We start from the raw sequence: 14306 nt of genomic DNA, 5'->3' as shown, positions 1-14306 counted from the left end.
ATAAGTACTTGCAAAGATGAAAAAGAAAAACTATAATGATTGCGAACATACGTTCTTTTTTGTAATAGAAGGTACGTTGAATATTTTATTTATTTCATAAGAATTTATTCGGCTTTTAATATTTAAAATAAGTTATTTTTTAAATAAATGGTTAGCAATACATTTTATTTTATATTGTTAAGTTCTGAAAACCCTGAATAAATAAGATTTAATAATGATAGATAAAAAATCAAGTGAAATACCTTAAAAAAACTAAAATAATTTTTTCTTAGTTTTTAATATAGATATGACGCACTTTCAACCGTTTTCACGAACATTTGACATTAAATATTACCTTTTAATTAGGGTATCAATTATGTATAATGAAACACAGAATATAGTGTTTGATTTCAAAGCGAGACACAACATGTTGTGTTTGGAGAAAGTGAAAGATTTATATGAATAATTCATTTTAGTAGCAATTTCACACTTATTTGAGTTGGTTTTGCCGAAATCTACACTATCTAGTTGAACGATTTATAAATAGTGATTTTTAGAATTTAATGGCTGAAACACAATATATAGTGTTAACTTTTTTAAGTTTCCAAGATGATATTCGTTCTAAAAGTAAGTTTTCTTATAAGACTAAGAGAACTTCTTTTTAATTAAAAAGTAAGATTGTCGAAAGAAGGCGTTCCTATGAAAGTAGTTTATTTCTCTTTTTCAGGAAATGTACGAAGATTTATAAAGCGTAGTGAAATTAAAGATATATTAGAAATCAATAAAGACAATTGTAGAAATAGTATTGAGGAACCTTATATTTTAGTTACAGGTACAATTGGTTTTGGTGAAGTTCCTCAAGAGGTCCAGTCTTTCCTAGAAGTTAATCATGCATATATACGTGCTGTAGCTGCTAGTGGTAATCGTAACTGGGGACAAAACTTTGCAAAAGCAGGTCGAACAATTTCGGAAACATACCACGTGCCTTTATTAATGCAATTTGAGGTTCAAGGCACAAATAAAGATGTTATTGAATTTAGAGATAAGGTGGGGCATTTCAATGAAGATTATGGACGAGAAAAAGTACAATCATATTGAATTAAATAATGAAGTAACTAAACGTAAAGACAACGGCTTTTTTAATCTTGAAAAGGATCAAGAAGCTTTAAAAGTTTACTTAGAAGAAATTAAAGATAAAACAATTTACTTTGATAGCGAAATTGAACGTTTACATTACTTAGTAGATAATAATTTTTACTTTAATGTTTTTAAAAAGTACAGTGAAAAAGATTTAGTAGAAATTATTGAATTCGCAAAATCTATTAATTTTGAATTTGCTAGTTATATGTCTGCAAGTAAATTCTATAAAGATTATGCTTTAAAAACAAATGATAAATCTAAGTACTTAGAAGACTATAATCAACATGTTGCCATAGTAGCTCTATACTTAGCAGATGGTAATAAAGAACAAGCTAAACAATTTATTTTAGCGATGATTGAACAACGTTATCAACCTGCTACTCCTACTTTCTTAAATGCAGGACGCGCACGTCGTGGAGAACTCGTTTCATGTTTCTTACTAGAAGTTGATGACAGTTTAAATTCCATTAATTTCATAGATTCTACTGCTAAACAATTAAGTAAAATTGGTGGTGGCGTGGCTATCAATTTATCTAAATTACGTGCCCGTGGTGAAGCAATTAAAGGTATTAAAGGTGTAGCTAAAGGCGTTTTACCTGTAGCAAAGGCGTTAGAGGGTGGCTTTAGTTATGCTGATCAGTTAGGTCAACGTCCTGGAGCTGGAGCAGTATATTTAAATATATTCCATTATGATGTTGAAGAGTTTCTAGATACTAAAAAAGTTAATGCCGATGAAGATTTGCGTCTATCAACAATTTCTACGGGACTTATCGTACCATCAAAATTCTTTGATTTAGCTAAAGAAGGTAAAGACTTTTATATGTTTGCACCTCATACTGTAAAACAAGAGTATGGAGTGACATTAGACGATATTGATATTGAAAAATATTACGATGAACTTGTAGCTAATCCAAATGTTCTTAAGAAGAAAAAAGATGCTCGAGAAATGTTGAATATGATTGCTCAAACACAATTGCAATCTGGCTATCCATATTTAATGTTTAAGGATAATGCGAATAAAGTACACGCAAATTCCAACATTGGCCAAATTAAAATGAGTAATTTATGTACTGAAATTTTCCAATTACAAGAAACATCAATTATTAATGACTATGGAATTGAAGATGAAATTAAACGTGATATTTCATGTAATTTAGGTTCATTAAATATAGTGAATGTAATGGAAACAGGTAAATTCAGAGATTCAGTACACACTGGAATAGATGCATTAACAGTAGTAAGTGATGAAGCGAATATTCAAAACGCGCCAGGTGTAAAAAAAGCTAATAGTGAGTTACATTCTGTAGGTTTAGGCGTAATGAACTTGCATGGCTATTTAGCGAAAAATAAAATTGGTTATGAATCTGAAGAGGCAAAAGATTTTGCTAACATCTTCTTTATGATGATGAACTATTATTCAATTGAGCGTTCTATGCAAATTGCTAAAGAACGTGAAGAAGCATATCAAGATTTTGATAAGTCAGATTATGCAAGCGGTAAATATTTTGACTTCTATACATCACAAGAGTTTGTGCCTCAATATGAAAAAGTTAAAAACTTATTTGACAATCTTGATATTCCAACGGCTGAAGACTGGAAAGAATTGCAACAAAATGTACAAAAGTATGGATTGTATCATGCTTATAGACTAGCGATAGCACCAACGCAAAGTATTTCTTATGTACAAAATGCGACAAGTTCAGTTATGCCAATTGTAGATCAAATTGAACGTCGTACTTATGGTAATGCTGAAACGTTTTATCCAATGCCTTTCTTATCACCAGAAACAATGTGGTACTATAAATCAGCATTTAATACTGATCAAATGAAGCTTATAGATTTAATTGCTACAATTCAAACGCATGTCGATCAAGGTATTTCTACAATCTTGTATGTTAATTCTGAAATCTCAACACGTGAATTATCAAGATTATATGTCTATGCACACCATAAGGGATTAAAATCTTTATATTATACACGTAATAAACTATTAAGCGTCGAAGAATGTACAAGTTGTGCGATTTAATGAATAGTGGAAATAAATATTTAGAGGAAAGATTAAATCGTTCTCATAGATAAGCGTTTTAATCTTGTCCTCTTAAATAATGTAATGGTTAATAATTTGAGGAGGATTTTATTAATGAAGGCCGTCAATTGGAATACTCAAGAAGATATGACAAATATGTTTTGGCGTCAAAATATTTCACAAATGTGGGTAGAAACTGAATTTAAAGTTTCAAAAGATATTGCAAGTTGGAAAACATTAACTGAAGATGAAAAAAATACATTTAAACGTGCTTTAGCAGGTTTAACCGGATTAGATACACATCAAGCGGATGATGGTATGCCATTAATTATGCTACATACAACTGATTTACGTAAAAAAGCAGTGTATTCATTTATGCAAATGATGGAGCAAATTCACGCTAAAAGTTATTCTCATATCTTTACAACACTTTTACCATCTAGTGAAACCAATTATTTATTAGATAAATGGGTGATTGAAGAGCCACATTTAAAATATAAATCTGATAAAATCATCTCTAATTATCATAAATTATGGGGAAAAGAAGCCTCTATCTTTGATCAATATATAGCAAGAGTTTCAAGTGTCTTCTTAGAAACATTCTTGTTTTATTCTGGTTTTTATTATCCACTATACCTTGCGGGACAAGGTAAAATGACAACGTCAGGAGAAATTATTAGAAAAATTTTACTTGATGAATCAATTCATGGAGTGTTTACTGGTTTAGATGCACAAAGTTTACGTAATGAATTATCAGAAAATGAAAAACAAAAAGCTGATAAAGAAATGTATAAGTTATTAGAAGAACTATACAAAAATGAGGTATCGTATACACATATGCTATACGATGATATCGGTTTAACTGAAGATGTTTTAAATTATGTACAGTATAATGGAAATAAAGCTTTATCAAACTTAGGATTTGAACCTTATTTTGAAGAAAAAGAATTTAATCCTATTATTGAAAATGCATTAGATACATCAACAAAAAATCATGACTTCTTCTCAGTTAAAGGCGATGGATATACATTAGCGTTAAATGTCGAAGCATTACAAGATGAAGATTTCGTTTTCGATGATTAAGTCACAATATTACAGTTTTATTTATGGAGTAAAATTAGAAGCTCACAAAAAGAGCTTTTGATCTTGCTCTTTTTTATTTTGAAATTAAAAACATAGAATAAATGTATTGAATCACACGAGTTCTATTGAAAAATTTAAGAAAACCCTTTAATATAATAGCTAATGATAATCATTATCAATGATAAAGGACACATTGTTACATCAAGGAGAAATATTAGTGAAGTTTTTATTTAAAGGTTATACGTTATTTATTTTATTAGTCATTTTGAGTATATGTTCTTTATTTATAGGCGTAAGTCAGTTAGCAATTGCAGATATTTTTCATTTAACGGATGAACAAAAAAATATATTATTTTCGAGTCGTCTCCCTAGAACGATAAGCATTCTATTGTCAGGTAGTTCTCTTGCGTTAGCTGGTTTAATTATGCAACAAATGATGCAAAATAAATTTGTCAGTCCAACTACAGCGGGAACAATGGAATGGGCAAAATTAGGAATATTACTTTCGCTTATTTTTTTCCCTAAAGGTCATACTTTAATGAAGTTACTATTCGCAGTTGCACTAAGTCTTGCAGGAACATTCTTATTTGTAAAACTGATTCAGATTATTAAAGTAAAAGAAGTTATTTTTGTTCCACTTTTAGGTATTATGATTGGTGGAATTGTATCAAGTTTTACGACATTTATAGCACTAAGAACGAATGCATTGCAAAGTATTGAAAATTGGCTAAATGGTAATTTTGCAATTATTACAAGTGGACGTTATGAAGTACTTTATTTAGCCATTCCTTTATTAATATTAGCGTATATATTTGCTAATCATTTTACGATTGCTGGAATGGGTAAAGATTTTAGTCATAACTTAGGCGTTAAATATGAACAAATTGTTAATATTGCGCTTTTAATAACCGCTACGCTTACTGCTTTAGTAGTAGTAACAGTGGGGACTTTACCATTTTTAGGATTAATTATTCCTAATATTATTTCAATGTACAGAGGTGATCATTTGAAAAATGCATTACCGCATACATTAATGTTAGGTTCCATTTTTGTTCTTATTGCAGATATTATTGGAAGACTTGTCGTATATCCATTTGAAGTTAATATCGGTCTTACAATAGGCGTCTTTGGGACTATTATTTTCTTGATTTTATTAATGAAAGGTAGAAATAAGTATGCAAATTAGTGTTCGAAAAAAATTAATACTGCTAAGTATTGTTACTGTTTGCATGGCAATATTTTATCTGCTTGTAGGACTAGATACCGAAATATTTGAATATCAGTTTCAAAGTCGGCTAAGAAAATTTATACTCATCTTAATTGTCGGAGGTGCGATTGGAACTTCTGTGGTCATCTTTCAATCAATTACCGCAAATAGGCTGCTCACACCTTCAATTATGGGATTAGATTCTATATATTTATTTGTTAAAGTACTACCGGTGTTCTTGCTAGGCACACAAGCAACAATGGTAACGAATGTTTACATTAATTTCCTAATTACATTAATCACAATGGTACTTTTTGCCCTGTTTTTATTTCAAGGAATATTTAAAATTGGTAATGCTTCAGTCTATTTTATACTTCTTGTCGGTGTAGTTTTAGGTACATTCTTTAGAAGTATTACTGGATTTATTCAACTTATTATGAATCCCGATGATTTCTTAGCAGTTCAAAGTGCAATGTTTGCGAGTTTTGAGGCCTCAAATTCAAAATTAGTACTCGTTTCAAGTCTACTTTTAATTTTATTAATAATTATAACGTTTATATTAAGACCTTATTTAGACGTTTTGCTTTTAGGTAGAGCTCAAGCAATAAATTTAGGTGTACCTTATGAAAAAATGACAAGACTTTTGTTAATTTTAGTATCATTGCTTGTTTCGATATCTACTGCTTTAGTAGGACCGGTTACTTTTTTAGGACTTTTAACTGTAAATTTAGCACATGAATTTATGAAAACTTATGAGCATAAATTTATTTTACCTGCGACAATTTTAATAAGTTGGATTAGTTTATTTATATCTCAATGGATCGTGGAAAATGTGTTTCAAGCAACAACGGAGTTTAGTCTAATGATTGATTTAATAGGTGGTATCTACTTTATATACTTACTTATTAAAAGGAGAAATGAAGAGTGATTCAGATAAGAAATTTAGATAAGACAATTCAAAATAAAATGATTTTAAAAAATATTAATATTGACATTCGAAAAGGTAAAGTAACTTCTTTAATAGGACCAAATGGGGCAGGAAAGAGTACGCTTTTATCTGCAGTAAGCCGATTGTTTGAATATAATAAAGGATTAATAAAAATTGAGGATAAGCCGGTTACTGATTATAAAAATGATGAATTAGCAACAAAATTAAGTATTTTAAAACAAACGAACCACACGGATATGAACATTACAGTAGAACAACTTGTGAATTTTGGTCGCTTTCCGTATTCAAAAGGTCGAATGAAAAAAGAAGATCATGAAAAAGTAGCGTATGCCTTGGATTTACTTAATTTAAATGATATTAAAGATAGAAATGTAAAAACCCTTTCAGGTGGACAAAAACAGCGAGCGTATATTGCAATGACGATTGCTCAAGATACAGAATATATTTTATTAGATGAACCATTAAATAACTTAGATATGAGACATTCGGTTCAAATTATGCAAACACTTAGAGCATTATGTCATAAATTAGATAAAACAATTGTTATTGTCCTTCATGATATTAATTTCGCATCTTGTTACTCAGATGACATCATTGCACTTAAGAATGGTGAAATTATTAAAGCTGGATCTAAAGACGATGTTATTCAATCAAACGTATTAAGAGACTTATATGAAATGGATGTTCATATAGAGGAAATTAAAGGACAACGTATCTGTTTATATTACGATGAGAAAATTTTTAATTCAATTTAAAGATATATATATTGAATTTTAAGGGGGGATGCTTCAAATATAATCATAAAATTGCAACATTTTTATTTTTTAGCACTAAAGTTGAATTTTTTAAAGGAGAGAGAGAGATGAAAAAAACAGTTTTATTTTTATTATTAGCTTTAACTTTAGTATTGTCAGCTTGTAGTAATGGTTCAAATGGAAATAAGTCAGAAAATAAAGACAGTTCAAAAGATACTGTGTCAATAAAGAATAATTATGAAGCAAGTGGCGAAAAGCAAGATGGTAGTGACGCAAAAAAAATAAATAATACAGTTAAAGTACCAAAGAATCCTAAAAATGCTGTTGTTTTAGATTATGGTGCATTAGACGTACTAAAAGAGTTGGGCGTAGAAGATAAAGTAAAAGCTTTACCAAAAGGTGAAAACGGTGAATCTTTACCTGACTTTTTAAAAGAATTTAAAAACAGTAAATACATAAATACAGGTAGCCTTAAAGAAGTAAATTTTGACAAAATTGCTCAAGCGAAACCTGAAGTGATTTATATTTCTGGTAGAGCAGCAAATCAAAAAAATTTAGATGAGTTTAAAAAAGCTGCGCCAAAAGCTAAAGTAGTTTACGTTGGTGCAAGTGAAGATCATTATGTAAAAGATATGAAAGTAAATACAGAAAACTTGGGTAAAATTTATAATAAAGAAGATAAGGCAAAAGATATAAATAAAAAATTAGATCAAAAAATTGCTGATGTGAAAAAGCAAACTAAAGATTTTGATAAATCTGTAATGTATCTTTTAGTTAACGAAGGTGAGTTATCTACTTATGGCCCTGGTAGTAGATTTGGAGATTTAGTGTTTGACACTTTAGACTTTAAACCTGCTGATAGTAAGGTGAAACCAAGTCCACACGGTCAAAATATTAATAATGAATATATTACTAAGAAAAATCCAGATATTATTTTAGCTATGGATCGTGGTTCAGTAGTTGGTGGCAAATCAACGGCTAAACAAGTGCTTAATAATGATGTTCTTAAAAACGTGAAAGCAGTTAAAAACGATAATGTCTATGAAATAGATCCAAAACTATGGTACTTCGCTTCTGGTTCACCAACTACAACTGTAAAACAAATTGATGAATTAGAAAAAGTACTTAAAAAAGCTGAAAAATAAATCTATCGTGTAAAAGATTTTATTAGCTTTATATAACATGAAAAATGAGTGTGAAGAGGTTTGAGATGATGAATTTATAATAAATTATTTCTCCTTCTCTTTCCGCTCTTTTTTATATTGTAAAAAAAGGTGTAATAGTATAATATATAAATTAATGATAACGATTATCATTATCATTAAAAGAACATCAAGGATGTGACAACTATGAAAAAAAGTATTTTATTAATACTATTCAGCTTAATTTTAGTTTTATCAGCTTGTGGTAATCATTCTAATAAAAAAGATGAATCCATGAAAAATGACGAAAAGAACATGTTGACAATCGAAAATAGTTATAAAACACGTGCTGAAAAAAAAGATAAAAGTGATGCAGTAAAAGTGAACGAAACTGTGAAAGTGCCGAAAAATCCTAAGAATGCTATTATATTTGATTATGGTGCAGTAGACATATTAAAAGCATTTGGCGTTCAAGATACTATTAAAGGCTTACCAAAAGGTGAAAAGAATTCAACATTACCTAGTTTCCTTAATGAATTCAAAGATGATAAATATATTAACACAGGTGATATGATACATATTAAATTCGATAAAGTTGCTCAAGCTAAACCTGAAGTGATTTACATTTCTAATAGAACAGCAACTCAAAAGAATATTGAAGAATTGAAAAAAGCAGCTCCAGATGCAGCAATTATTTACGTAGGTTCGACTGAAGAAAATTACTTAAATGATATGAAACGTGTAACAAATAACTTAGGTAAAATATATGGTAAAGAAGATAAAGCGAAATCATTAAATGAATCATTAGAGAAAAAAATAGATGATATGAAAGCCAAAGTTCAAAAAAATAATAAAAAAACAATGTATATATTAGTAAACGAAGGTGAACTATCAACATTTGGACCTGGAGGAAGATTTGGAGATTTAGTATTTGATACTTTAGGATTTAAACCGGTCGACAATCATGTTAAAGCGAGTCCACACGGTCAAAATATTAGTAACGAATATATTTCTAATAAAGATCCAGAAATTATATTAGCAATGGATAGAGGTCAAGTTGTAAGCGGTAAATCTAGTGCAAAAACAGCATTATCTAATGATGTTTTAAAAAATGTAAGTGCTGTTAAAAATGGATATGTTTTCGAAGTGGATCCTAAATTATGGTATTTCAGTGCTGGTTCTACTACTACTACAATTAGACAAATTAATGAATTAAATAAATTTTTAGATGAAATAAATAAATAATTATAAAAGCCTCATTAGTTTAAATAAAAATCTAATGAGGCTTTACTATTATATGTTGAAGTATAAGTGATAATGTGATTTACAACTCGGATTAAAATGAGAATGACAATTTGGACAAGAGTCAGTCATCATATAATCTTGAATAGACAGTTCATGATGACAAATACCACAAAGAATAGCTTTTACATTAAACTCATTTTTTGACCAACGTTGTATACTATGGGGTTCGTGTTCATTATGGCATTGAAAACAAGGATAATATTTATTGCAACACTTAAATTTAATCGCAATGACGTCAAGGAATGAATGATAGTGAATACAACGTGTTTCATAGTCTACGAGAGAGCCATAAACTTTTGGCACTGTTCCACATCTCCTAACATTGAGAATTTACTCTGAATCTGGATGTTCACCAATAATTCGAACTTCACGATGTAAGTCAACATCAAATTTTTCTTTCACGACGTTTTGTACGTGATGAATTAAGTTTTCGTAATCAGTTGCTGTACCATTATCAACATTTACCATAAAGCCGGCATGTTTAGTTGAAACTTCTACGCCACCAATACGATGACCTTGAAGATTTGAATCTTGAATCAATTTTCCAGCAAAATGACCCGGAGGACGTTGGAACACACTACCACATGAAGGATATTCAAGGGGTTGTTTAGATTCACGGCGCTCTGTTAAATCATCCATTTTAGCTTGAATCTCATTCAAGTTGCCTGGTTCTAAAGTAAATGCTGCTTCAAGAACTACTAAATGTTGTTTTTGAACGACACTATTTCTATAGTCTAAATGTAATTGTTCTTTAGTAAGTTGAATTAAATCGCCGTGTTCATTTACACATAAAGCATAATCGATGCAATCTTTAATTTCTCCTCCATAGGCACCCGCATTCATATAAACAGCACCACCAACAGAACCAGGGATACCACAAGCAAATTCTAAGCCAGTGAGAACGTGATCTCTTGCTGCTCTGGATACATCTATAATTGCTGCACCGCTTCCTGCTATAATTGCATCGTCTGAGACATTGATATGATTAAGGGATAATAAACTAATCACAATACCTCTGATACCGCCTTCGCGAATAATAATATTTGAACCATTACCTAAGTAAGTCACAGGTAACTGATGTTCTTGAGCATAGCGTACGATAGTTTGTACTTGTTCATTTTTGATAGGCGAAAGATAAAAATCCGCATTTCCACCAGTTTTTGTGTATGTATAACGTTTTAAAGGTTCATTAACTTTAATAATGTCTTCAGGTACCAAAGATTTTAAATCTTTTAAGATGTCTTCTTGTTCTAGCATAAAGTACATCCTTTCTTCTCTTCTGTAATCTAAACTTTATTATAGCAACTTTACATATGTTTTGCTAAAAGAGTTTAAAACAATTTGTATATTATTAAAGTGTATTATACAAATTATCGAAAAATTCTTGTTTCTGAGTTTCATAGTATCTGATTGTTGAATTTAAATTGATAAATTCGTTTTTCTGATTAGAAAATGTCTGTGCTACTTGATTTTGCGTAGAAAGTGCTTGATCTACGGCAAGATATTGAGTGAATAATGGCGTATCTATTTGGATAATATGTAATCTTACTATTTGCTTGAGATTAATCATATTATCAAATTTTGCCATCATCACTTTCTTTTTATAAGGATGGTGTAGTCGATAAAACCCTACATAATTCAATCTTTTTTCATCAAGAGACGTAATATCATGCAGATTATTGACTCCAACTAAAACATCTAAAATCGGTTCTGTAGGGTAAGCAAAATGTTGCGTCCCTCCGATATGTTGTGTGAATTTTACTGGAGAGTCTAATAAGTTAAATAACAGAGACTTTGTGTCTTCGTACAGCTGATGATAGTCAGTGACAGTTGCATGGTTTATAAATGGTTGAACAGATGCATACATATGTAACTCCCTTAACTAGATAATTATACAAATTCTGAAATACTATAACATAATTTATTTTCAATATAAATAACTTTATGTATAATACGGGTGTTAGGAGTGCAAAAATGAAAAAATTAATAATACTTTCATTATGTTCACTATACTGTTTGGTACTCTCTGGCTGTAGTCAGAATAATCAAGAAGATTTAAATCGCTTTAATCAACACTTATCTAAAGTAGAGACTAAGAATAAAAATGTGGAAAAAGTGATGGATCAATTAGAACTGAGCCAATTAAATAATATAAGTAAAACCGATACAACAGATAAGAATAAAAAATCGTTTGAACGACTACAGAAAAATATAAATCACAGATTAGTGCCCAAGTTTAAAGATTATGAAAATGAAGCAGAAAACCTTCCATCTAAAACAAATAAAACTCGTAAATTAAAAAAAGAATATTTAAATAATGTTAGTAAGCAACATCAATCTATAAACGAAATTAAATCATTTGTAGATTTATATAATCAATCAGTTGTGGAAAATGAAAAAATTCTAAATTATACACATTCATTTGAAATAAATAGAGCACAAGTAGAAAAAGACATAAGTAAAACAAATAATCAAGACAATGCACATCTTTTAAAATCTAAAATCGAAAACAATAATCGTGATTTACGAAAAACTGCTCAGAAATATTTAGAAAAGGATAGTTATCCTACTTCAAAAGCAATTGATGAGCATATTAAACCATTGATACAAAAGCAGATTAAGGATCTAAATCAAACTAATATTACAGATTCACATGTGAACAATGCTCGTAAAAATGCGATAGAAATGTATTATAATTTACTTAATTATTATGATACACGTGAAACAACTATTAAAATTGAAGATCAACTTTCAAAAATTAATGTTGAAAAACTACCTAAAACGGGTAAAGACTTAAGTAAGGGAAATCATGATTTTAAAGCAAAACTAAAAAAAGCCCAGAAAAATGAATAAAAATCTAAATTTAAGTTTTTGGTTAACATTATATGGTGAAATGTGTATAATTGTAGCCATTGAGAAGTTTAATTAAAAAAAGGGGCAAAGTTAAAAAATTTTAGAGGTGAATAGAATGGCTATAAAGCTGAGTTCGATTGACCAGTTTGAACAAGTATTAGAAGAACATAACGATGCATTTGTATTAAAGCATAGTGACACATGTCCAATTTCAGCCGAAGCATTTGATCAATTTAATAAGTTTTTATATGAAAGAGATATAGATGGATACTATTTAGTAGTCCAAGAAGAAAGAAAACTTTCTGATTATATTGCTGAAAAAACAAATGTGAAACACGAATCACCACAAGCTTTTTATTTTGTAGATGGAAAAGCAGTATGGAATGCTAGTCACAGTGATATCAATGTATCTACATTAGCACAAGCTGAAGAATAAGAAAGATAAATATATCGATTTAAGAGTCTGGTACATTTTATGTTACCAGCTCTTTATTATATCTACAACTTTATTACTTTAAATTCCTTTTATTATGATAAATTATAAAAAATGAAATATGAGATTAACATATGTATAATGTGAGAGTGAAGTTATAACGTATGAATTTAAGAAAGATAGAAAATGGCATGAGGTGAGGACATAATGAAAATTTTAGTGGCCATGGATGAATTTAACGGTATTATTTCGAGTTATCAAGCGAATCGTTATGTAGAAGAAGCTGTAGCAAGTCAAATTGAACTTGCTGATATTGTACAGGTTCCTTTATTTAATGGACGTCATGAATTATTAAATTCAGTATTTCTATGGCAATCAGGTACAAAATATACAGTGAATGTTCATGATGCTGATATGAATGAAATTGAAACTACATATGGACAAACTGAAGAGGGTACTGTCATCATTGAAAGTAATCTATTTTCAAAAGGTAATAAGCCCATCGAACAGCGTACTAGTTTTGGATTAGGAGAAGTCATTTTAGATGCATTAACTAGGGATACACAGCATATTATTATATCTTTAGGCGGTATGGATAGTTTTGATGGAGGCGTAGGAATGCTACAAGCGTTAGGTGCTAAGTTTTATGATGATGAAAATAGAGAACTTGATGCACGAGAAGGCGCACAAATAATTAAGTTCATTCGTCATATTGATATCTCTGGTCTACCTAATACATTGAAAAATGTCAGATTACAAGTGATGACAGATTTTTCTAGTAAGTTGTATGGAAAAAATAGTGAAATTATGAAATTAAGCTATAATCATCAAATTTCTCACGAAAAAGCGGCAGAAATTGATAATTTACTTTGGTATTTAAACGAGATTATAAAAAATGAGTTGCATATAGCTTTAGGACCGATTAAACGAGGAGGCGCTGGTGGTGGTATAGCTGCGATGTTACAAGCGTTATACAATTCAGAGATTTTAACAAGCCATGAACTAGTAAATCAAATTACACATTTAGATGAGTTAGTATCTCAAGCTGATTTAATTATCTTTGGAGAAGGTTTAAAAGAAGAAGATCGTATTCTTGAAACAACCACACTGACTATTGCAGAACTTACAGAAAAACATCACAAACCTTCTATTGCAATTTGTGCTACTAATGATAAATTTGATGTATTTAATCATCATCACGTAACGGCCATGTTTAATACATTTATCGAAATGCCAAACACATATACAGACTTTAAAATGGGAATTCAAATAAGACATTATACAGTTCAAGCTTTACGATTATTAAAAACTACAGTTAATGGGATAAAATAAAAACAAATAAAAAAAGTTTAGTTCAAAGTGGACTGACCCCAATTAGTGGGAATGATATAAAAACACTTTCGTTGAATTCATATTAAAATGAATCATGCGGAG

At 29.7% G+C, this 14306-nt stretch carries 14 protein-coding genes; 11 read left to right on the top strand and 3 right to left on the bottom strand.

Annotated elements, in window-relative coordinates; genetic code table 11:
* The first annotated feature begins 678 nt into the window (after positions 1-678).
* The 8 genes from nrdI to AC2FB1_RS05440 all read left to right on the top strand — a co-directional run bounded on the left by nrdI (position 679) and on the right by AC2FB1_RS05440 (position 9526).
* Positions 679-1077, top strand: coding sequence for a class Ib ribonucleoside-diphosphate reductase assembly flavoprotein NrdI (nrdI, locus tag AC2FB1_RS05475; RefSeq protein WP_490674276.1), 399 nt, complete (start codon positions 679-681; stop codon positions 1075-1077).
* On the top strand, positions 1040-3145 hold the full coding sequence (gene nrdE / locus AC2FB1_RS05470) for a class 1b ribonucleoside-diphosphate reductase subunit alpha (protein ID WP_490674275.1): 2106 nt from the start codon (positions 1040-1042) through the stop codon (positions 3143-3145). Before nrdI ends, nrdE begins: the two co-directional genes overlap by 38 nt.
* Positions 3146-3259: 114 nt before the next feature.
* Entirely contained in the window at positions 3260-4228 is a 969-nt protein-coding gene (nrdF, locus tag AC2FB1_RS05465) for a class 1b ribonucleoside-diphosphate reductase subunit beta (RefSeq protein WP_490674274.1), read from the top strand.
* Between the two features lie 217 nt (positions 4229-4445).
* Positions 4446-5414, top strand: a complete 969-nt coding sequence (locus AC2FB1_RS05460) for an ABC transporter permease (RefSeq protein WP_490674273.1) — start codon at positions 4446-4448, stop codon at positions 5412-5414.
* Entirely contained in the window at positions 5404-6363 is a 960-nt protein-coding gene (locus AC2FB1_RS05455; protein ID WP_490674272.1) for an iron chelate uptake ABC transporter family permease subunit, read from the top strand. The genes AC2FB1_RS05460 and AC2FB1_RS05455 overlap by 11 nt, the downstream gene beginning before the upstream one ends.
* On the top strand, positions 6360-7139 hold the full coding sequence (locus tag AC2FB1_RS05450) for an iron ABC transporter ATP-binding protein (protein WP_490674271.1): 780 nt from the start codon (positions 6360-6362) through the stop codon (positions 7137-7139). The genes AC2FB1_RS05455 and AC2FB1_RS05450 overlap by 4 nt, the downstream gene beginning before the upstream one ends.
* 107 nt (positions 7140-7246) lie before the next feature.
* The gene (locus tag AC2FB1_RS05445; RefSeq protein ID WP_490674270.1) at positions 7247-8284 is read left to right on the top strand and encodes a ferrated catecholamine ABC transporter substrate-binding lipoprotein SstD; all 1038 of its coding nucleotides are present in this window, start codon (positions 7247-7249) and stop codon (positions 8282-8284) included.
* 204 nt (positions 8285-8488) lie between these two features.
* Positions 8489-9526 (top strand): ferrated catecholamine ABC transporter substrate-binding lipoprotein SstD, encoded by a 1038-nt coding sequence (locus AC2FB1_RS05440; protein ID WP_490674269.1) that lies wholly within the window; start codon positions 8489-8491, stop codon positions 9524-9526.
* A gap of 48 nt (positions 9527-9574) precedes the next feature.
* On the opposite strand, the gene AC2FB1_RS05435 is transcribed toward AC2FB1_RS05440, so the two are convergent.
* The 3 genes from AC2FB1_RS05435 to AC2FB1_RS05425 form a co-directional block, all read right to left on the bottom strand.
* Entirely contained in the window at positions 9575-9889 is a 315-nt protein-coding gene (locus AC2FB1_RS05435; RefSeq protein WP_490674268.1) for a CHY zinc finger protein, read from the bottom strand.
* 27 nt (positions 9890-9916) lie between these two features.
* A complete protein-coding gene (gene murB / locus AC2FB1_RS05430; RefSeq protein ID WP_490674267.1) occupies positions 9917-10843 on the bottom strand; it encodes a UDP-N-acetylmuramate dehydrogenase in 927 nt (308 codons plus the stop codon).
* A gap of 94 nt (positions 10844-10937) precedes the next feature.
* The gene (locus AC2FB1_RS05425; RefSeq protein ID WP_490674266.1) at positions 10938-11453 is read right to left on the bottom strand and encodes a GrpB family protein; all 516 of its coding nucleotides are present in this window, start codon (positions 11451-11453) and stop codon (positions 10938-10940) included.
* A 107-nt stretch (positions 11454-11560) separates the two neighbouring features.
* On the opposite strand from AC2FB1_RS05425, the gene AC2FB1_RS05420 reads away from it, so the two are divergent.
* The 3 genes from AC2FB1_RS05420 (at position 11561) to AC2FB1_RS05410 (ending at position 14204) form a co-directional block, all read left to right on the top strand.
* Positions 11561-12439, top strand: a complete 879-nt coding sequence (locus AC2FB1_RS05420) for an EMYY motif lipoprotein (RefSeq protein ID WP_490674265.1) — start codon at positions 11561-11563, stop codon at positions 12437-12439.
* Positions 12440-12554: 115 nt separating this feature from the next.
* On the top strand, positions 12555-12875 hold the full coding sequence (ytxJ, locus tag AC2FB1_RS05415) for a bacillithiol system redox-active protein YtxJ (RefSeq protein WP_490674264.1): 321 nt from the start codon (positions 12555-12557) through the stop codon (positions 12873-12875).
* Between the two features lie 204 nt (positions 12876-13079).
* Entirely contained in the window at positions 13080-14204 is a 1125-nt protein-coding gene (locus AC2FB1_RS05410; RefSeq protein ID WP_490674263.1) for a glycerate kinase, read from the top strand.
* Positions 14205-14306: the final 102 nt, after the last annotated feature.

The organism is Staphylococcus sp. CoH_129_LAB_1, assembly GCF_058191515.1.
This window is presented reverse-complemented; position numbering and strand designations above follow the sequence as displayed.

Bases quoted from the DNA above. Each gene is read 5' to 3' on its own strand.
- nrdI (WP_490674276.1), top strand. From the start codon at position 679: ATGAAAGTAGTTTATTTCTCTTTTTCAGGAAATGTACGAAGATTTATA.
- nrdE (WP_490674275.1), top strand. From the start codon at position 1,040: ATGAAGATTATGGACGAGAAAAAGTACAATCATATTGAATTAAATAAT.
- nrdF (WP_490674274.1), top strand. From the start codon at position 3,260: ATGAAGGCCGTCAATTGGAATACTCAAGAAGATATGACAAATATGTTT.
- AC2FB1_RS05455 (WP_490674272.1), top strand. From the start codon at position 5,404: ATGCAAATTAGTGTTCGAAAAAAATTAATACTGCTAAGTATTGTTACT.
- AC2FB1_RS05445 (WP_490674270.1), top strand. From the start codon at position 7,247: ATGAAAAAAACAGTTTTATTTTTATTATTAGCTTTAACTTTAGTATTG.
- AC2FB1_RS05440 (WP_490674269.1), top strand. From the start codon at position 8,489: ATGAAAAAAAGTATTTTATTAATACTATTCAGCTTAATTTTAGTTTTA.
- murB (WP_490674267.1), bottom strand. From the start codon at position 10,843: ATGCTAGAACAAGAAGACATCTTAAAAGATTTAAAATCTTTGGTACCT.
- AC2FB1_RS05425 (WP_490674266.1), bottom strand. From the start codon at position 11,453: ATGTATGCATCTGTTCAACCATTTATAAACCATGCAACTGTCACTGAC.
- AC2FB1_RS05420 (WP_490674265.1), top strand. From the start codon at position 11,561: ATGAAAAAATTAATAATACTTTCATTATGTTCACTATACTGTTTGGTA.
- ytxJ (WP_490674264.1), top strand. From the start codon at position 12,555: ATGGCTATAAAGCTGAGTTCGATTGACCAGTTTGAACAAGTATTAGAA.
- AC2FB1_RS05410 (WP_490674263.1), top strand. From the start codon at position 13,080: ATGAAAATTTTAGTGGCCATGGATGAATTTAACGGTATTATTTCGAGT.